Genomic DNA, 18,570 nt, shown 5'->3' on the forward strand with positions numbered 1-18,570 from the left:
CTTGAAGTGGAAGTCCGCAGACTGCGGTACGGCTACTGATGCCCTCGGAGCGAAGCGCCTCAATGGCTTCAGACACCGCCGATGACGATGGGCTGATCAGCCGCTGATCTGCGGCTAGAAGGTCAACAGCGAAGGTCTGTCCATGGTTGGTGCACTCCTGAACTGGACGTCGTTGGTTGGACTCTTCCTCGTCTTCTACGGCCTGGCCACCGCTCCTTTATCGATCGCCCAGATCTTCTTCACTCTCCAGCGCGGAGCTGACTGGTCACCCGCTGTCCTCGCAAAAGCAGCCCTGGTCGTTCTGCAAGCGGTCGGGCGCTTTCTGATGTTGCCGCTCTGCGGGGTGCTGCTCTTCTTTCAGGGCTGGCGTCTTGACCCCGTTCTTCAGTTGAGCCTGTTCCTCTTGGTCTTCGGGGTCGTTGCGGAGTCACTGCCGAGCATCGTCTCCGATTACTCCAAGTGGAAACATCGCCCCTAAGACTTTGTTTTAGCCGATTGCCCCGCGCAATCAAGCGATGACCCCTCTCATTCAGTGAGATGAAGACATCTAAGTAGCCGTCATCCATCAAGATCTGAAGGCTTGAGCGGCTCCGATACCCACGCTCTCTTGCTGCCGCTGCAATGCTCTTAATCGGCACTAGCTGACTGAATCCTGTGTCTAAACCAGCCTAGGAACTTCGGCCCTGACACTAGACAAGCTGCGGGCCTTCGGATGACCCGAAACAAGACCAGCAGATAGAACCCGACGAGGGAGCATGGGAAAACGGCTTAATAGACCTTGATCAGTTAGCGAGAGAAGCGGATTGCCTACTCAATCTCTATGCGTATGTCGCGATTGGGAGGTGCTGCCGACAACGCTGATACAACCACTGAATCAGTTAATGGTGCTCCACTTTCTTGTGAGTTAGTCTTGAATCTCCATGTGATATCAAACGACGCTTTTGTCTTGAATTCTTTGTCGTAAGTAACACTGGCTCCAATGAGAGTGGAGCTATCGATCGCATACGATAAGCGACCAAGTACACCAGATCCATCAGACTCCTCTTCGGCAGGATTGAGCTGCAGGTAGTACCCAATGGACGCCTTTAAATTGGGATTCAAGTGGCGACCTATGTTGATCCCAAGCGTGGTCAGCTCGTCAACTTGATATGAGTCATCAAGTTTATGCTGGGTTTCGGATGCAGGCAGTAAAGCGTAGGCATCCAAAGCAAGCTTTTCCGAAATAGCCTCGACATTAATGCCAACCTGCTGAAACAAGAATGTCTTTTCGCCGCCAATATTAGTCCCACTATTTATTCCGCTGCTGGTCACAGGTCGAGTGTCATAGCCAGCGTTCAAGCCATACATCCAATTGCGATCGCCATTCAGCCAACGTAGTCCAAGTCGTGATGATGACGAGATTGCGGACCCTGAAATGGTCGTATTTACAACACTCGAGATCTCGCCAACGTCGGGAAAGTTGACGTTGCCTTGTATATCAGCAAACAACACACTGTTCTTTGTTTTGAGCAATGGAAGGAAAGCTCCGATGCCTGCCATGTTTGGCGTGCCAGCACCCTGGCTTCGTGCCTGGATGCCGACTTGAGGTTTGACGATCTCCTTGAGGCTGATGCTCATCACCCCAAGGTCCTCAGCTGACCCTTGATCTACGACAGGCTCGGCATTAACCGAAGGGAGAGTCGAAAATGCACAAACCGTTGCAGCCGCAGCGCAAAAGGGTCTTTTGAGGGACATCGAAGGTTTCCCTCGCGACTTATTTGTTCTACCTTCCCCGATTACCAGCTTGTTTCAGCTACTTAAAGACCAGCTTGCTGGGTGGAGCAGAACGTGCGCTGAGGGGTGTTGTTGAGGGAGCTATGGCACTCCCCGGCTCGGACGGCGTTTTCTTTAGTGCGGCTCCAGCTCGGTTATGTCGCGCTGCTTGGCCCAGGCTTCACGTCGTGCGTCCATACAGAAGCTTCAAGTGCAGGGCGGCGGGTCGCCAGGTCCGTAGGAGGAGTGCGTGTAGATGTCGGCGTTGGCGGGTGCAGCGATGCCGATGCCGGGAAGGGTTGCGAGGAGGGTGGTTTTCACTTGCGGTGACTCAGAGGGCTACCGCTCCGCCCTTGTGGCTTCTGAAATCAGGCGCTGAACCCTGTCCAGCACTGACTCATTACTGAGTCGATTGTTCAGGCGCTCGACCAGGAGGGGAAAGGCCAGTGGCCCCGGGCGTTGGGTGCGCTCCATCAGCCATTCACTGGAGGCCATTCGCTCCAGTGCCGCGCGCAAGCGTTGCGTCTCGAGTTGCTCCTCCAGCACCTCACGGCGGGCCTGCTCCAGCAGCAGGTGATCCGGCTCGTGTTTTTGAAAGACGTCAAAGAGCAGGGCGGCGCTGATCTGCAGTTGACCGCCGGTTTTGTTCTGTCCGGGCATGGCCTGGGTGACCAGGCCGCTGACCTGGGCAATGGAGCGAAAGCGGCGGCGGCAGAGCTCTGAGAAGTTCAGGGCCTGCTCCAGGTCGGCGTCCAGGTTGGCGACGTCGAGTAGCTCATCGCCATGGAGCTCAATCAGCTCGTCAAAGGGGTAGCGCTTGGGGGCAAGCAGCTCAAAGCCGTAGTCGTTGATCGAGACCGTGACCGTGCTGGGGCGATAACGGGCCAGGCGCCAGGCCCAGAGAAAACCAATGCCTTCATGGACAAAGCGCCCTTCGAAGGGGAAGACGAAGAGATGGCTGCCCTCACGGCTCGAGCAGACCTCCAGCAGGATCTGCTCCCGCCTGGGAATGCGTGAAAGATCAGCCTGGCGGCGCAGCAGTGGTTCCAGCGCCCGTAATTCCGGTGTGTCGAGCTCCGCTTCATCGCTCAGGCCCTGGGCACAACGATCGACCTCCTCCCGCAGGTGTTCGCTCAGCAGATCAGAGAGGGCCATCTGTCCTCCGGCCCAGGCTGGAACCGTGGAGCTCTTGCGGCTGGTGGCCTTGACCTGAGCAGTCATCTCCCGCAGGCGCACGAACTCGAGTTGCCGCCCGGCAAAGAAGAAGACATCGCCCGGTTTCAGCCGTCCGATGAAGGCCTCTTCCACATGACCGATGACAGCGCCCCGTACAAACCGCACGGTGACGGAGCGATCCGCGGTGATCGTGCCGATGTTGAAGCGGTGATGGCGGGCGATGGTCTTGTCGAGCACCCGGTAGCGATAGGGCTGGCCCGCTTCTGCCGGCTCATCGCTGTCTGGCCTGCAGCGCACCAACTTGCGGTAGCGGGGGTAGGCCCCCAGGCATTGGCCGCCGTGCTCGAGAAAGTCCAGGCACCACTGCCACTGCGCCTCACTGAGGTTGCGGAAACTCCAGCTGCTGCGAACGGTCGCGAGTTCTTGCTCGGGCTCAAACCCCGGGCCGCAGGCCCGGCTGACCAGATGCTGAAGCAGGACATCGAGGGGGAGTTCCGGTGGTTTGCGGTGTTCCACCAAGCCACTGGCCAGGCCCCGGCGCATGGCACTGACCTCCAGCAGCTCCAAGGCGTTGGTGGGCATGAACAGCACCTGCGACGTCCCACCGGGGCAGTGGGCGCTGCGCCCGGCCCGCTGCAGCAGCCGCGCCAGATTTTTGGCACTGCCGATCTGCACCACCCGCTCCACCGGCTGGAAGTCCACCCCCAGGTCCAGGGAGCTGGTGCAGACCACCCAGCGCAGATCCCCCGCCTTGACGGCCGCTTCGATGGCCTCCCGTTCCGTGCGATCAATCGCGCTGTGGTGCAGGGCCAGGGCGTCCTCCATCTCCGGGCAGGCGAAGCGCAGGCACTGGTGCCAGCGCTCGGCCTGGTTGCGGGTGTTGGTGAAGAGCAGCGTGCTGATGGCGGGATCGAGTCCCGCAATTAACTCCTCGTACATCCGCAGTCCGAGGTGGCCCCCCCAGGGGAATCCGTCGATCTGCTCGGGCAAGAGGCTGCGGATGGCGGTCTCCCGCTGCAGTTGCGCCGAGACGATCAGGGGCTTGCTGCCTGTTGCCCCAAGGGCTGCCTGAGCTGCCTCCTCCAAGTTGCCGATCGTCGCGCTGATCGCCCAGGTGCGCAGTTTGGGCCGTTGTTGCCGCAGCCAACTCAGGCACAGCTCACACTGGCTGCCCCGTTTACTGCCCATCAGCTCATGCCACTCGTCAATGACGACGGCCTGAAGCCCCTCGAATAACGCCGGTGCCTTGGGGTTGGCCAACAGCACACTCAGCGATTCCGGGGTGGTGATCAGGATTTGCGGTGGGGTGCGCAGCTGCTTGCTGCGCTCATAGGTCGCCGTGTCGCCATTGCGGATTCCGACACGAATCGGCCAGCCCATGGCCTCAATCGGTTGCTCAATCGCCAGGGCCAGATCCCGCGAGAGGGCCCGCAGGGGCGTGATCACCAACAGGCGCAGGCCCTTGCCTTGGCCTGGCTCCTGGAGCATCTCGGCGATGGGCCCCATCACGGCGGCGTAGGTCTTGCCTGAGCCGGTCGGCACCTGCAGCAATCCGCTCTGGCCCTGGAGGTAGGCGTTCCAGACCTCCTGTTGAAAGGCCATGGGTGACCAGCCTTGCTCTTGGAACCAGGCTTCGATCGGCTGAAGCGCGCTGGTCATCGCCCCTCCATCAAGGCCAGGGCACTGGCGACGCTGTCGGCCTCAGAGGCGGGTTTGTCTTGGCGCCAGCGACTGATGCGCGGGAAGCGAACCGCCAGGCCGCACTTGTGACGTTTGGAGGGTTGCAGACCTTCGAAGGCCAGCTCGAAGACCAGGGTCGGCTCGACCGCTCGAACCGGACCAAAGCGCTCGGTGGTGTGGGCCCGGATCCAGCGATCCACTTGCCGAATCTCGCCATCGTCGAGGCCCGAGTAGGCCTTGGCGAAGGTCACCAACTCGCCCTCGTCATTCCACAGCCCAAAGCTGTAATCGGTGTAGAGGTTCGCTCGCCGACCACTCCCGGATTGGGCGTAGAGCAGGACGGCATCGAGGTGGAAGGGCTCGAGCTTGTGTTTCCACCAGTGCCCGCGCTTGCGACCCACGAGGTAGGGGGAGGGTTTCGCCTTGAGCATCAGCCCTTCGGCCCCTTTCTCCCGCGCTTGCTCCCGCAGGGGCTCGAGCTCGCTCCAGCCCTTGAGGGCAGGGGTCTCGGAGAGGCGTAAGCGTGACCGCTCCTCGCCGTGCGCTCGGGCGTCGCTCCAGCGTTGAACCAGCGTTTCCAACTGCTCACGGCGCTCCTGCAGCGGCGCTTGCCGTAGATCACATCCCTCCAGCTCCAGCAGGTCGTAGGCCATGAAGGCCGCTGGGCACTGCTTTTGCAGGGTCCGGCTCGGGGCCTTGCGTCCGAGGCGCCGCTGCAGGGTGGCAAAGGGTTCTGGGGCTGGGGCCTCGGCCTGCCAGATCAAGACCTCCCCATCGAGCACCGTTCCCTGCGGCAAGGTCTCAGCGAGGCTGATCAGCTCCGGAAAGGCCTCATTGATCAGGTCCTCGCCGCGGCTCCAGAGACTGCAACCGCCACTGCGGTGGATCAGCTGACCGCGGATGCCGTCCCACTTCCACTCCAGTTGCCACTGGTCCGCAGGGGTCTGCTGGATCTGCTCGAGTTCGATTGGGCTGGCGAGAAAAAACGGATAGGGCCTCGCCGCCAGGGCATCGCCATCACTCGCGGCTGCGGTCAGCGCGGTGAAGCTCTCAGCCGAGGGTGTGAACCCGCCCATCAGGCGATGGGCGATGAGGGCTTCATCGAGATCGGCGCTGCGGGCGACACCGCGGGTCACCAGCCCGGTGGAGACCCCGACGCGGAAACCACCACTGAGCAACTTGTTGATCAACAGGAGCTCGCTGTTGGGCAGGGTTTGCCAGCAGCGAATCACCGCGGCCTCCTGCTCCTCCCCCTCCGCTGCAGCCAGTTTCGGGAGGACCTGCTCCATCCAGTCCCCCAGGCTTCTCTCTGGGCCCTGCCTTGGTGGATCCGTTTGGTGTTGGCCCCAAAGCAGGGAGACCGTTTCGGCCGAATCCCCCACCTGGTTGCTGCAGGCTTCGAACAGCCAATCCGGCAGCGCCAGGGCCTTCAGGCAGATTTCGCGCAGGCGCCGGCCGGTGATCAAGCGCTTGCGGCGCTTGCCCAAGAGCAGGGCCAGGGCCCAGGCCCCATCAGCCGGAGGAGCCGAGCGGAAATAGGTCTCCAGGGCCTCCAGCTTGGCGGTGGTGCTGCTGGTGCCATCGAGTTCAGCGAAGAGTGCGGAGAAGGCCTTCATGGCGTCTCCTCCTCATCGAAGCGTTCGGCTTCAAAGGCCCCCTCGAGGGGTTCAGCGCTGATGCCCTCCACCTCCTTGAGGTAGCGCGAGAGCACGGCGCTCTGACCATGGGTCACATAGACCTGCTGGGCTTGGCTGTCCTGAACGGTTCGCACCAGTCCGGACCAGTCGGCGTGATCGCTCATCACGAAACCGCGGCCATAGCCGCGCCGGCGCCGTGCTCCCCGTACGGCCATCCAGCCGCTCACAAAGCCGTTCTGGGCCTTCGCCAAGCGACTGAGCCCCCGGCTGCGGTGGGCCGCCGGCGGCGCAATCACCAGGCGTCCCGCGAGGGATTCATCCTTGGGCAACTGGGAGAGAGCCATCGTCGGTGGCATGGCAACCCCCGCCTCGCGGTAGGGCGCCATCAGTCGATCGACGGCGCCATGGAGCAGCACCGTCTCCTCGATGCCGAGTCGCTGCAGCTCGGCGAGCACCCGCTGTGCCTTCCCAAAGGCGTAGCAGAAGAGCACCGAAGGCTTGTCCGGCGCGCCGCGCCACCAGTTGACGATTTCACGGGCCACCTCCGCCCCGCTTTGCCAGCGGTAGATGGGAAGGCCAAAGGTGGCTTCGCTGATGAAGACGTTGGCCTGAACGGGCTCAAAGGGTGCGCAGCTGGGGTCGGCGCAGCGCTTGTAGTCGCCGCTGACCAGCCAGCTCTCTCCGCCGGCTTCCAGTCGGATTTGGGCACTGCCGAGGACATGTCCGGCCGAGTGAAAGGAGACCCGAGCGTCGCCAATGCGGTTCAGGTCCCCGTAGCCCACCGGCAACAGATTGATCTCGGCCCCCAGCCGCTCCCGCAGGATCCCCTCACTCGAGGCCACGGCCCAGTACTCCCCACATCCCGGCCGGGCGTGGTCGGCATGGGCATGGGTGATGAGGGCCCTGGGGACTGGCCGCCAGGGATCGATCCAGGCACCAGCTGCCGCGCAGTACAGCCCTTCTCGGGTGAGCTGCAGCAGGCCGCCTGGGGCGAGGGGCATGGGCGCTGGCGGGCGTCATCGGCCTGAATCATGACCACCCAGCTCCCAGCACCGCGTTTTCTCGCTAGCTAGGGGGGACCCCCTGCTGCCCTGGCATGGCCCTGCAAGCGTTTCGTGATGAGCTGGCCAGTACTGCTGCTGCCCTGGCAGCCCCGGGAACTGGACTCTTGGCGGCGGATGAATCCACCGGAACCATCGGCAAGCGTTTTGATGCGATCGGACTGGAGAACAGCGAGGAGAACCGGCGCGCCTACCGCAGTCTTCTGGCCACCACCGAGGGCCTCAGCGAGCACATCTCTGGCGTGATTCTGTTCGAAGAAACCCTCTTTCAAGACAGCACGACTGAGGCCGGTGGGGGACCGATTGTCGAGTTGTTCAAGGCCCAGGGCATCGTTCCCGGGATCAAGGTCGATCAGGGGGTGGAGCCCTTGGCCGGCGGCTTAGAGGGCGAATCCTGGTGCACCGGCCTAAAGGGCTTGGCGGAGCGTGCAGCGCGCTACCACGAACGCGGTGCACGCTTTGCCAAGTGGCGGGCGGTGCTGCAGATCAGCTCCCATGGCTCGCCGTCAGAGCTCTCCGTCAAAGAGAACGCCTGGGGACTGGCCCGCTATGCCCGCACCGTTCAGGAGCAGGGCCTCGTGCCGATCGTGGAGCCGGAGATCCTGATGGACGGTGAGCACGACATCACCACGACCGCCGCGGTCCAGGAATGGGTGTTGCGCACCACCTACGAAGCCCTGGCGGTCAATGGGGTCTTTCTTGAGGGCAGCTTGCTTAAGCCGTCGATGACCTGCGCAGGGGCGTCCTGCACCCAGCAACCCACGGCCGAAGAGGTGGGTGAATTCACGGCCCGCACCTTGATGCGCACGGTTCCCTCGGCCGTACCCGCGATCCTGTTCCTCAGCGGGGGCCTCAGCGAAGAGGACGCGAGCCTCTGTCTCAACGCCGTGAACCAGGCGGCCTCTGGAGCCCCTTGGCACCTGGGCTTCTCCTATGGCCGGGCCCTCCAGCATTCCTGCATCAAGCACTGGGCAGGATCGGATCTCAAGGCGGGGCAAGCCGCCCTGATGGCCCGGGCCCGTGCCAACGGCGCCGCCAGCCTGGGGAGCTACGTCGCTGGATCCGAACCCTCGGATGACAGCAGCCTCTTTGTGGCGAACTACAGCTATTAGCGGCTCATCTCGAGCATTTTTTGAATCGGTGCGAGGGCCCGCAGGCGCATCGCTTCATCCATCTCGATGCGCGGCTCCATCGACTCCAGGCATTGCCAGAGCTTCTCAAGCGTGTTCAGACGCATGTAGGGGCAGGCGTTGCAGCTGCAGCCATCGGCGCCGGGGACCTCAAAGAACGCCTTGCCTGGAACAGCCTTGCGCATTTGATGCAGGATTCCTGGTTCCGTCAGGACGATGAACTCCTGGGCTGCACTGGCTTCGGAACGCCGTAGCAGGGCGCTGGTGGAGCCGATGAAGTCGGCGTGGTCCAGGAGGTGCTGCTGGCACTCCGGATGGGCCAGCACCTCTGCCTTGGGGTGATCCAGTTTCAGTTGCAGCAGGCCCTGCTCGCTGAAGGTTTCGTGAACGATGCAGCTACCCGGCCAGAGGGTGAGTTCCCGGCCGCTCTGGCTCTGGACCCAGCGCCCCAGGTTTTGGTCCGGCGCAAACAGGATCGGTTGATCAGCGGGGAGCTGATTCACCAGATCGACGGCATTGCTGCTGGTGCAGATCAGGTCGCTCTGGGCTTTGACTGCAGCCGAACAGTTGATGTAGCTGACCACCAGGTGGTCGGGATGCTCGGCCCGGAACTGGGCGAAGCCATCGGCTGGGCAGGCATCCGCCAGGGTGCAGCCCGCCTCCAGGTCCGGCAGCAGCACGGTCTTCTGGGGGCTGAGGATCTTCGCGACTTCGGCCATGAAGTGCACCCCGCAGAAGACGATCACCTCGGCATCGGTGGCCGCTGCCTTGCGGGAGAGCTCAAGCGAATCGCCAATGAAGTCGGCGATGTCCTGAATCTCTGGCTCTTGGTAGTAGTGGGCCAGGATCACGGCATTGCGTTGCCGTTTCAAGGCGGCAATGGCCTCCGGTAGATCCCGGTGAGCAGGGCAACCGGAGGGGGTGTTCTGGGCTGCCGCGAAAACCAAGGATCTGGCCCTAAGTGGTGCAGGATGGCGGAAGCCTAGGCACCGCTTGGCCCCCCTCCGCATTGCCATCGCCGGAGATTTGCATGGCCAATGGGACGGCCTGGATGAGGAGGTTCTGTCCCAGGTCAAACCGGACGCCCTGCTGGTCGTGGGCGACCTCAGCGACGGCCAGCAGGCCATCCCCAAGCGTCTCTCGCGCCTGGCCTTGCCCTTGGCCTGCATCCTTGGCAACCACGACACCGGCCGCGATGCCAGTGGCCGCACCCTTCAGGCGCAGTTGACGCTTCTGGGGGATCTGCACTGCGGCTGGGGCCTGCGGGAGTTGCAGCCCCCGGGGCTGGCTGTCGTGGGAGCCCGTCCGGCCAGTGCCGGAGGGGGGCATTACCTCAACCGCGCCGCCGAGGCGGTCTTTGGTCCGGTGGGCGTCGAGGAGTCTGCCGAGCGCATCACTGCAGCGGCATTGCGGGCTGATCCCTCGATCCCTCTGGTGGTTTTGGCCCATTCCGGCCCGACGGGTCTGGGTAGCGAGGCCTCCGATCCCTGCGGCCGCGATTGGAAGGCCCCGGCCTGTGATTGGGGCGATCAGGATTTAGCCCTGGCGATCGATCGCATTCGCCGCAGTCGTCCTCTGCCGTTGGTGGTGTTTGGCCACATGCATCACCGGCTGAAACGCGGTCAGGGGGAGCGTCAGAGCTTCTGCCGGGATCGATCCGGGACGGCCTATCTCAATACCGCGTTTGTCCCCCGCCACAGCGAGGACGCCCAGGGTCGTGCCCTGCGCCATTTCAGTTGGGTGGAGTTCCAGGGCGGCGTGCTGCAGGAGGTCTCCCATCGCTGGTTCAGCCATGCCGGCGCCCTGCTCTACCGCCAGACGCTCTATCGCGCGGAGGACGTTTAGACGGTGCTGATCTACGTCTGCATCAGCGGCCATGGCTTTGGCCATGGCTCCCGCGTCGCCTCTGTCTTGAGCGCCCTGCACCGGTTGCAGCCGTCCTGGCGGATCGTGCTCTCGACGCCCCTGCCGGCTCGATTTCTCGACTTGGCCTTCGAGGAGATTCCCTTTGAACACCGCCCCCTGCGCTGGGATGTCGGAGTGATCCAGGCCGATGCCCTCGGGGCTGATCCAGACGCGACCCTGGCGGCGCTGGAGGCCCTGGACGAGCGCTTGCCCCAACAGATTCAGCAGGAGCTGGCCTGGCTAAGAGAGCAGGCTGAACCGGTTGTGTTGCTCGCGGATGTCCCCCCCGATGCGGCCCGTTTGGCGAGGGCCCTCGCCGCCCCGTTGATCTGGATGGGCAATTTCGGCTGGGATGCCATCTACCGGCCCATGGGTGGTTCCTTTACGGCCCTGGCAGAGCGGGCCCTGGGGCTCTACCGCCAGGGAACGGCTTTGATTCGCTGCCCCCTGGCCATGGAGATGGACTGGGGGCTCCCCTCCCATGACGTCGGTCTCACCGCCGGTCGTCCGCGCCTGGATTCAGCAGCGGTGCGCGATCGACTGAATCTGCGCGCAGCCCCAGATCGGACCGTGCTGATGGGATTCGGTGGATTGGGCCTCCAGCTCAACCCTGGGCTGTTTGCCCGTTGGCCAGACCACCACTTTCTAGTGAGTGATCCCGGGCTGCACTGCGAGGCCAAGAACGTCAGCGTTCTCCCGCAGGATCTCCGCCCCCTGGAGGTGATGCCCCTCTGCACGCGCGTGATCACGAAGCCCGGCTACAGCACCTTCTGTGAGGCCATGGCCCTGGGGCTTGGCATTCACCTGGTCCATCGCGAGGGCTTTGCTGAGGCCCAGGTCCTCGAGGACGCGCTGCAACGGCATGCTCCCCATCGCCTGTTGAGCCGGGCGCAGTTGGAGAGAGGGGAATGGCAGCTGGATCAGCCGTTGATCCCGGCCAGCGGATCCGGCCTGTCTCCCGATGGGGCCGATCAGGCGGCTCGGCTCCTGATCGCCTTGGCTTCGGACTTGAGGTGCTGATCTGCTGAAACTTTCAGCCTTTTGTTCTTTTTGTCACCACAAACTGTGATTAAGAGTGATGCGAACACGGTCGCGCAGTTCTTGATGCTGGTGGACGGTTATTGCACTGGTATGAATGACTTGCCTGTTTGACGGTTTGATAGGCAAACTCTCTGCATCCAATTAATTAGTTGCCATACCTCGGCAGGAAATAGCTTTCCTGCCCCACGTAGACAGCTTTTTGATTCGGTGCGCAGGTCGTGCACCCTCCAGGGTGTCCCTTTTCCGTGCGCTGCTCTTTGCCTTTGTTGGTTTGACCACTCAGATCCCCTCGAAGTCGATTGCTCCTTCGAGCTCTGTCTGTTCAACCCTCGCCCTTCCTCTCTTCTCCCTGGCCGGCGTTGCCCTGGCTCTGGCTCCGCTGCCTGCCCTTGCCGATGCCGGCAAGCTCAAGCCCCAGGTCAGCGAGTCCAGTGACGTCAGCCTGTTGCCGGCCCTCCCTCCGGTGCCTCGGGCTCCTGCCATGCCCCGCTCAAGGCTGGCCATGCTGGATGGCAATGACGGCACGATCAGCCCCGGCGGTCCCTTCCGTTACGTCATCACGCCCGAGCGCCGTGCCCTGCTGAACACGATCCGGTTCGCTGAGGGCACCTGGGCCCGTGGTGAAGATCTCGGTTACCGCGTGATGTTTGGTGGCGGTCTGATGGGCGGACTGGAGCGCCATCCCAACCGCGTGATCTATTCCGGTCGCTACGCCAGCGCCGCTGCGGGTGCCTATCAGTTCATGCCCTTCACCTGGACGATGGCCAGTCAGAAGCTTGGTCTGGCCGGCTTTGGTCCCCACGTGCAGGATCAGGCGGCCCTGTTCTTGATCCAGCGCCGCGGGGCCCTGGCTTTAGCCGATCGTGGCGAGTTCACCCCCCAGTTGGCGGCGAAGTTGGCGCCGGAATGGGCCTCGTTTCCGACCCTGGCCGGATACAGCTATTACGGCCAACCGGTGAAGCGCTACACCGCCCTTAAGGCCTTTTACGAGCAGAGCCTCGCCCAGCTGAAAACCCTGGCGGAAGCTCCTCAGGAGCCCGTGGTTGAGCTCCCCACCTGTGAGCCGGTGCAGTCCCTGCGCTGCCGTCTTCAGGCCCTCGATCGCATCGGTCCCAAGCCCAAGAGCCTGGGGATCTAACCCAGGGCTCCTTAGCCCTGGTCGCCCTCCTTCAGCCTGGTCTTTCCGATCGTGTTCTGCGCGATCAGGTAAGCCACGGCGATCGCCCCGACAAAGCCCAGGGCGTTGCGCACCAGCGGCAACAGCTCGGAGGTGCGGGTGATGATCGGTGCGACCCCGAACACCCCGAACAGGATCACCCAGAGGGGGGAGAGCAGCAGCACCCAGGCCCATTCCACGCTGTGCTCAGGTTTGCGGGGGTAGGCCGCAAACCCAACGATCAAGCCCCCAAGGATCGAGGTGGCCAGCGTCAGCAACCATTGCTCCTGCGGCAGACCGGGCACCACCTGGCAGCCGCCGATTTCAAGGCAGCCCTTCACCGTGTGGAGTGAATCGAGGATCGCCGCATCCTGGCCGTGGTCGCGGACGTAGTACTGGTTGCCAAAGCGGGTTTGCAGCTCCACCCAGTAGGTGCGGGGCATCAGGGCAAACAGCGCATCACCCACGTTGAAGTTGAGCAGGTTGCCGCCGCGCTCATCAGCAATCAGCAGCAGGGAGCGCTCATCGAGGCCCCAGAAATCCTTGACCGCCAGGCCTGGGGTGCGGTCGTATTGCGTCAGGACCCGCAGCTTCCAGCCGCTGACGGCTTCGAAATCGTCGATTTCGGCTTCGAGTGCCGCCCGCTGGTTGTCGGTGAGGATCTTGGCCAGGTCGATCACCGGTGTGGGGTGATCGGGCAGCAGGTCCGGATTGTCGTAGGCCCAGGCTGGAGCGGCCCCCCAGCCCAGCAGCAGCACCAGGCCGAGGGCCAGGCCCACCAGCCAACCGCGAAGGGCTTGGGCTGCACGCGGCTCGAACATGGCACCTGCTTCAGTGGCGAGCATTCTCCCTGAGTCCTCCTCAGCGCCGTGAGTTCTGCACCTTCCTCTCTGCATTCAGCTCCGGTCTGGCTGGCAGAGCGACTGGCGGCAGCCGGGGGCTGGGTTCCGTTCAGGACCTACATGGACTGGGCTCTCCATGACCCCGTCCATGGCGCCTACGGGGCTGGGCGGCTGCGCGTTGGCCCAGCAGGGGATTTCGCCACCTCCCCGTCCCTTGGTCCTGATTTTGCAGAGCTGCTCTTGCCGCAGCTGTTGCAGTGGTTCCAGCAGCAGCCGGCCGAAGCCCCCTTAGCCCTGATCGAGACCGGGCCTGGGGAAGGCCACTTGGCCCTTCAGCTCGCGCAGGGGATTGCCCGGGAGGCGCCGGAGCTGGTGGTCCGATTGGAGTTGGTCCTGGTGGAGCCGAACCCCGGGATGGCAGAGCGTCAACGGGGCCTGTTGGCCGATGCACCGCTGCGATGCTGCTGGCAATCCTTTGACGAGCTCCAAGCCAGCCCCCGCTCTGGCGTGATGCTTGCCCATGAGGTGCTGGATGCCCTGGCGGTGGAGCGGGTCATCTGGCACAACGAGCGCTGGTGCCTGCAGGGGGTGGCGCTGGAGACGGGCGCCGATGGTGCTGCTGTCCTGCGGCTTGCGGCTGGGCCTGTACTCGAGGACGCACTGCGTCAGGAGCTGGAGGCCCTGACCCCTGGGCCCCAGCGTCCGGACGGTTGGTGCACGGAGTTGCATGTCGGTTTGCGCCCCTGGCTTGAGCAGGCCGCCCAGTCCCTCAGCAGCGGTCAGTTGCTCGTGATCGACTACGCCCATGAGGCCTGGCGTTATTACGCAGCGCAGCGCAGCCGCGGCACATTGATGGCCTACCGCAACCAGCAGGCCAGTGATGACCCGCTGCTGGAGCCGGGCCAGTGGGACCTCACGGCCCACCTTTGCTTGGAGACCTTGGAGCGCTCAGCGTTGGCGGCCGGTTGGACCCCCCTCGGTCAACGCCGTCAGGGCGAAGCCCTGTTGGCGCTGGGCTTGGCCCAGCGCCTGCATGCGCTGCAGCAGGGCGCACCATCGGAGTTGGCTGAACTGCTCAGTCGGCGTGAAGCACTGCTGCGTTTCGTGGATCCTGCGGCCTTGGGCGACTTCCGCTGGATGGCCTTTGCGCGTTCGCCAGGCTCAAGCCAGCAGCCGTACTTTCTGCAGGACCCGCCCTTGAGTTAGCGGCAGCGCTTCAGGGCCGCGAGCACCTGCTCGGGGCTCACGTCATCACGAATCTCCACGTGGCCCAGGCCCGTCGGCAGGACAAAGCGCACGCGGCCCTCGCGCACTTTTTTGTCCCCTTGGAGGCACTGCAGCACCGCCTCTGCATCAAGTTCAGGCCAGACCATGGGCAGCCCCGCCGCTTTGATCACGGCTCGCTGACGGCGCTGATCCTCCTCGCTCCAGAGCCCCAATTCCAGGCTGAGTTCCCCGGCGGCGACCATCCCGATCCCGACGGCCTCGCCATGGAGATAGGTGCCATAGCCGCAGAGGGCCTCGACCACATGGCCAAGGGTGTGGCCGTAGTTGAGGATCGCCCGCAGGCCGCCTTCGCGCTCATCGGCGGCCACCACCTTGGCTTTGGCGGCAGCGGAGCGCTCGAGCACGCTCTGGAGCAACGCGCTTGGAAGGGTCTCCATCGAGGCCAGGCGGTCCCCGGCTGCCTCCAGTTCGTTGAAAAGCTCGGGGTCGCCGATGACGCCGTACTTGATCACTTCCGCCATGCCGGCGCGGAACTCACGCTCCGGCAGGGTGGCCAGGGTGTCGGGATCGATCAGCACCAAGCGCGGTTGGTGGAAGGCGCCGATCAGGTTCTTACCGCCGGGATGGTTGACCCCGGTTTTTCCGCCGATGGAGGCATCCACCATGGCCAGCAGGGTGGTGGGCACCTGCACGACCGCGATTCCCCTCAGCCAACTGGCCGCCGCAAAGCCGGCCATATCCCCCACCACACCACCGCCGAGGGCCACGATCAGTGAGCCGCGCTCGAGCTTGCGGGCAAAGGCGGCGTCGTGGATCAGCCCCACGGTGGCTGGCGTTTTTTGGTCTTCCCCGGCTTCGATCACCAGCTGGCTGGCGTTAAACCCGGCGGCCTCCAGGCTGGCCAGGGCTTGCGCCCCGTAGTGCTGATGGACCACGGGGTTGGTCACGATCAGCACCTTGGTGCCCGCCTTGATGCCTTGGCCCAGGATCTGTTCACCGAGGGTCGAGAGCGCTCCTCGGCCGATGACCACGGGATAGGGATTGGCGCTCAGCGCCACCTCGATGGTGCGGATCGCGGCGGCCGTGGCGCTCATGGAACAACGCTGCTGTCGCTTGAGGCTATCGGTCGCCTGCTGCCGTGAGCACCTCCAGCAGGGCCGTGCCATAGCGCTCACGCTTGGCGTTGCCGATGCCGCTGACGCCGGCGAGTTCGCTGAGGGAGGCGGGCCGCTGCGCCGCCAGCTCCACCAGGGTGCGGTCGTGGAACACCACATAGGGCGGTACGCCTTGCTCACGCGCCTGCTCGCGTCGCCAGCTCTTCAGGGCCGCCAGCAGCGGGTCATCCGCTGCCACTGCCGCATCGCTCGGGATGCTGCGGCGCCGTTGCTCCTTCGCTGGCGGCGGCAGGACCAGCTCCAGCTCCTGCTCGCCCCTGAGCAGTGGCTGCACCAGCTCGGGCGGACCGAAACACAGCCCCCCCTTGGCGTCCTCCGGGGAATGGAGGGCCCCAAGACTCACCAGCTGCCGCAGCAGGGCCCGCCACTGGCCCCGGTCCAGCTCCTTGCCGATCCCGTACACGCTCAACTGGTCGTGCCCGAGCGAGCGGATGCGCTCGGTGTTGCCGCCCAGCAACACGTCCACGACATGGCCCGCGCCAAAGCGCTGCCCTGTCCGATAGACCGCTGAGAGCGCCTTCTGCGCCACGACGCGGCAGTCGCTGCGCTGCTGGGGCTCCAGGCAGCCATCACAGTTGTTGCAGGGCTCGAGTAGCTCTTCGCCGAAATGGCGCAGCAGCACCTGACGCCGGCAGCCGCTGGCTTCGCTGTAGGCGATGAGGGCATCGAGCTTGCCGCGCTCGATGCGTTTCTGCTCCTCACTGGCGCCGGAGTCGTCGATGAAGCGGCGCAGCTGCGGGATGTCGCCTCCGCCGTGGGCCATCCAGGCCACCGCCGCTAGGCCATCGCGACCGGCCCGGCCGGTTTCTTGGTAGTAGGCCTCGAGACTTTTGGGCAGGTCCACGTGGGCCACAAAGCGCACGTCGGGTTTATCGATTCCCATGCCGAAGGCGATCGTGGCCACGACGACCACACCACTGCCGAGGCGGAAACGCTGCAAGGCCTCGCGCCGTGCTTCGGCATCCATGCCGGCGTGGTAGCCGATGGCATCCAAGCCAGCGGCCTTGAGTTCTGCGGCGATGCGGTCCACCCGGCTGCGGGAGCGGGCGTAGACAATCCCCGATTCGCCGCGGTGCTCCGCCAGGAACTGCAGCAACTGCGCGTTACCGCTCTGTTTGTGGCGCAGGAGGTAGCGAATGTTGGGGCGATCGAAGCTGGCCAGAAACACCTCGCCCTCCTGCAGCTGCAGGCGCTCGCGGATGTCGAGCTGGGTGCGCGGGTCGGCGGTCGCGGTCAGGGCCAGCCGCGGCACCTGGGGAAAGCGCTGCGCGAGCTGATCGAGTTGGCGGTACTCGGGCCGGAAGTCATGCCCCCACTGCGAGACGCAATGGGCCTCATCGATGGCAAAGAGGGCCAGCGGCATGGACCCCAGTCGCTCCAGCAGATCACCGCTGAGCAGCCGCTCCGGTGAGACATAGAGCAGATCCAGTTGGCCGTCGCTGAGCTGACGCCAGACCCGTTGGCTCTCGCCGGCCTCGAGGCCGGAGTGCAGGGCGGCGGCTGCAATCCCGAGCTGCTGCAGCGCCTCCACCTGGTCCTGCATCAGGGCGATCAGTGGCGAGATCACCACCGCCAGCCCAGGGCTGCAGAGCGCGGGGACCTGATAACAGAGGGATTTGCCACCGCCGGTGGGCATCAGCACCAGACCCGATCCGCCGCCGATCACGTGGCGGACGATTGCTTCCTGTGGGCCGCGGAAGCTGGCGTAGCCAAACACCCGTTGCAGCACCTCCAGCGGATCGCGGCTGCTTGGACTGGGCATGGGGCGCCTGGCTGATCGGAAAAGATCCACCACAATGGCGCGATATGGCTGAGCGTTCCCTCCGCACCGGTGCCTCCTCCTCAACCGCCTGGGCTTTCCTGGCGCCGGCGTTGCTGCTGATCTCCCTGTCGGTGCTCATCCCAGCGGTGATGGCCCTGGTGATGAGCTTCACCCAGACCGGTCTCGATGTCAGTGAACCGCTGCGTTTTGTCGGTCTGGCCAACGTGCGCCGCCTGCTGGCGGACCCGATGTTCTTCAAGGTCCTGGGGACAACCCTGGCCTACCTGTTTGGTGTGGTCCCGCCGGTGGTGCTCGGTGCCCTTGCCCTGGCGGTGCTGGTGAACCGTCAGCTCCCAGGCATCCATTGGTTTCGCGCGGCCTTCTACACCCCGGTTCTGGTCTCGATCGTGGTGGCGGCCATCGCTTTCCGCTGGCTCTACGCCGAGAACGGCCTGATCAATGGCTGGCTCGGCAGCCTCCTGGGTCCTGGCTTTGAGCCGATTGGTTTCCTGACCAATCCACTCCTGGCGCTTCCGGCGGTGATGCTCGTGACCCTCTGGAAGGGCCTGGGCTACTACATGGTGATTTTTCTGGCCGGTCTCCAGGGGATCCCGGCTGACCTCTACGAAGCGGCGGAGCTCGACGGCAGTGAGGGTTGGCGCAAGCACCTCGACATCACCCTGCCCCTGCTGCGTCCCTACGTCACCTTGGTGGCGGTGATCTCAGCGATTGCGGCCACAAAGGTCTTTGAGGAGGTCTATTTGATGACCCAGGGGGGACCCGCCAACAGCACCAAGACCCTGGTCTATTACGTCTACGACCAGGCCTTTGCCGAGCTGGAGATCAGCTACGCCTGCACGGTCGGCCTGGCCCTGTTCGTCATTGTCCTGTTGCTCTCCCTCGTTCGCTTTGCCTTCGCCGGCGACCGCGGCTTGACCTGACCATGCGACATTGATGGATTGGAGCTCCAGGCGCATGGGCCCTGCGATTGGCATCGTCGGCGGCGGCCAGTTGGCCTGGATGCTC

Annotated in this window: 15 protein-coding genes; 7 read left to right on the forward strand and 8 right to left on the reverse strand. The window is 64.2% G+C overall.

Annotated features, from left to right (window positions below; genetic code table 11):
• Window positions 1–172 precede the first annotated feature (172 nt).
• On the forward strand, window positions 173–478 hold the full coding sequence (locus QZ184_RS04950; RefSeq protein ID WP_296418429.1) for a hypothetical protein: 306 nt from the start codon (window positions 173–175) through the stop codon (window positions 476–478).
• A 329-nt stretch (window positions 479–807) separates the two neighbouring features.
• Here the strand turns inward: QZ184_RS04950 and QZ184_RS04955 are convergent, their stop codons facing one another.
• The 4 genes from QZ184_RS04955 to QZ184_RS04970 all read right to left on the reverse strand — a co-directional run bounded on the left by QZ184_RS04955 (window position 808) and on the right by QZ184_RS04970 (window position 7,246).
• Window positions 808–1,617: a carbamoyl-phosphate synthase L chain gene (locus QZ184_RS04955; RefSeq protein ID WP_296418431.1), complete on the reverse strand. Its 810-nt coding sequence runs from the start codon at window positions 1,615–1,617 to the stop codon at window positions 808–810.
• Between the two features lie 474 nt (window positions 1,618–2,091).
• Complete coding sequence (locus tag QZ184_RS04960) at window positions 2,092–4,587, reverse strand: ligase-associated DNA damage response DEXH box helicase (protein ID WP_296418433.1); 2,496 nt, start codon at window positions 4,585–4,587, stop codon at window positions 2,092–2,094.
• Entirely contained in the window at window positions 4,584–6,224 is a 1,641-nt protein-coding gene (locus tag QZ184_RS04965) for an ATP-dependent DNA ligase (protein WP_296418435.1), read from the reverse strand. The genes QZ184_RS04960 and QZ184_RS04965 overlap by 4 nt, the downstream gene beginning before the upstream one ends.
• The gene (locus QZ184_RS04970) at window positions 6,221–7,246 is read right to left on the reverse strand and encodes a ligase-associated DNA damage response exonuclease (protein ID WP_296418437.1); all 1,026 of its coding nucleotides are present in this window, start codon (window positions 7,244–7,246) and stop codon (window positions 6,221–6,223) included. Before QZ184_RS04970 ends, QZ184_RS04965 begins: the two co-directional genes overlap by 4 nt.
• Before the next feature lie 95 nt (window positions 7,247–7,341).
• Here QZ184_RS04970 and QZ184_RS04975 point away from each other — a divergent pair, with 95 nt between their 5' ends.
• Window positions 7,342–8,418, forward strand: a complete 1,077-nt coding sequence (locus QZ184_RS04975) for a class I fructose-bisphosphate aldolase (RefSeq protein ID WP_296418439.1) — start codon at window positions 7,342–7,344, stop codon at window positions 8,416–8,418.
• Here QZ184_RS04975 and nadA read toward each other — a convergent pair.
• Window positions 8,415–9,383 (reverse strand): quinolinate synthase NadA, encoded by a 969-nt coding sequence (gene nadA, locus QZ184_RS04980; RefSeq protein ID WP_296416692.1) that lies wholly within the window; start codon window positions 9,381–9,383, stop codon window positions 8,415–8,417. The two genes, QZ184_RS04975 and nadA, sit on opposite strands and share 4 nt — an antisense overlap.
• Before the next feature lie 46 nt (window positions 9,384–9,429).
• On the opposite strand from nadA, the gene QZ184_RS04985 reads away from it, so the two are divergent.
• The 3 genes from QZ184_RS04985 (at window position 9,430) to QZ184_RS04995 (ending at window position 12,520) form a co-directional block, all read left to right on the forward strand.
• Window positions 9,430–10,281: a TIGR04168 family protein gene (locus QZ184_RS04985; RefSeq protein ID WP_296416691.1), complete on the forward strand. Its 852-nt coding sequence runs from the start codon at window positions 9,430–9,432 to the stop codon at window positions 10,279–10,281.
• A 3-nt stretch (window positions 10,282–10,284) separates the two neighbouring features.
• Complete coding sequence (locus tag QZ184_RS04990; protein WP_296418441.1) at window positions 10,285–11,361, forward strand: hypothetical protein; 1,077 nt, start codon at window positions 10,285–10,287, stop codon at window positions 11,359–11,361.
• A gap of 253 nt (window positions 11,362–11,614) precedes the next feature.
• Window positions 11,615–12,520 carry a glycoside hydrolase family 104 protein gene (locus tag QZ184_RS04995; RefSeq protein ID WP_296416755.1) on the forward strand — a complete coding sequence of 302 codons (906 nt, stop codon included), beginning with the start codon at window positions 11,615–11,617 and terminating at the stop codon, window positions 12,518–12,520.
• Between the two features lie 11 nt (window positions 12,521–12,531).
• Here the strand turns inward: QZ184_RS04995 and QZ184_RS05000 are convergent, their stop codons facing one another.
• The gene (locus QZ184_RS05000; protein WP_296416754.1) at window positions 12,532–13,359 is read right to left on the reverse strand and encodes a TPM domain-containing protein; all 828 of its coding nucleotides are present in this window, start codon (window positions 13,357–13,359) and stop codon (window positions 12,532–12,534) included.
• A 48-nt stretch (window positions 13,360–13,407) separates the two neighbouring features.
• On the opposite strand from QZ184_RS05000, the gene QZ184_RS05005 reads away from it, so the two are divergent.
• Window positions 13,408–14,586, forward strand: coding sequence for an SAM-dependent methyltransferase (locus tag QZ184_RS05005; protein ID WP_296418443.1), 1,179 nt, complete (start codon window positions 13,408–13,410; stop codon window positions 14,584–14,586).
• Here the strand turns inward: QZ184_RS05005 and aroB are convergent.
• Window positions 14,583–15,701, reverse strand: a complete 1,119-nt coding sequence (gene aroB / locus QZ184_RS05010; RefSeq protein ID WP_296418445.1) for a 3-dehydroquinate synthase — start codon at window positions 15,699–15,701, stop codon at window positions 14,583–14,585. The genes QZ184_RS05005 and aroB overlap by 4 nt on opposite strands.
• A 25-nt stretch (window positions 15,702–15,726) precedes the next feature.
• Complete coding sequence (gene recQ / locus QZ184_RS05015) at window positions 15,727–17,544, reverse strand: DNA helicase RecQ (RefSeq protein WP_296416749.1); 1,818 nt, start codon at window positions 17,542–17,544, stop codon at window positions 15,727–15,729.
• A 44-nt stretch (window positions 17,545–17,588) separates the two neighbouring features.
• Here recQ and QZ184_RS05020 point away from each other — a divergent pair, with 44 nt between their 5' ends.
• Window positions 17,589–18,485: a sugar ABC transporter permease gene (locus tag QZ184_RS05020; RefSeq protein WP_247478665.1), complete on the forward strand. Its 897-nt coding sequence runs from the start codon at window positions 17,589–17,591 to the stop codon at window positions 18,483–18,485.
• Window positions 18,486–18,570 lie beyond the last annotated feature (85 nt).

Source organism: Vulcanococcus sp. DEBay_Sum22DG08_74 (genome assembly GCF_017852955.1).
GTDB lineage: Bacteria > Cyanobacteriota > Cyanobacteriia > PCC-6307 > Cyanobiaceae > Vulcanococcus.

Bases quoted from the DNA above. Each gene is read 5' to 3' on its own strand.
- QZ184_RS04955 (WP_296418431.1), bottom strand. From the start codon at position 1,617: ATGAGCATCAGCCTCAAGGAGATCGTCAAACCTCAAGTCGGCATCCAG.
- QZ184_RS04960 (WP_296418433.1), bottom strand. From the start codon at position 4,587: ATGACCAGCGCGCTTCAGCCGATCGAAGCCTGGTTCCAAGAGCAAGGC.
- QZ184_RS04965 (WP_296418435.1), bottom strand. From the start codon at position 6,224: ATGAAGGCCTTCTCCGCACTCTTCGCTGAACTCGATGGCACCAGCAGC.
- QZ184_RS04970 (WP_296418437.1), bottom strand. From the start codon at position 7,246: ATGCCCCTCGCCCCAGGCGGCCTGCTGCAGCTCACCCGAGAAGGGCTG.
- QZ184_RS04975 (WP_296418439.1), top strand. From the start codon at position 7,342: ATGGCCCTGCAAGCGTTTCGTGATGAGCTGGCCAGTACTGCTGCTGCC.
- QZ184_RS05000 (WP_296416754.1), bottom strand. From the start codon at position 13,359: ATGTTCGAGCCGCGTGCAGCCCAAGCCCTTCGCGGTTGGCTGGTGGGC.
- aroB (WP_296418445.1), bottom strand. From the start codon at position 15,701: ATGAGCGCCACGGCCGCCGCGATCCGCACCATCGAGGTGGCGCTGAGC.
- recQ (WP_296416749.1), bottom strand. From the start codon at position 17,544: ATGCCCAGTCCAAGCAGCCGCGATCCGCTGGAGGTGCTGCAACGGGTG.
- QZ184_RS05020 (WP_247478665.1), top strand. From the start codon at position 17,589: ATGGCTGAGCGTTCCCTCCGCACCGGTGCCTCCTCCTCAACCGCCTGG.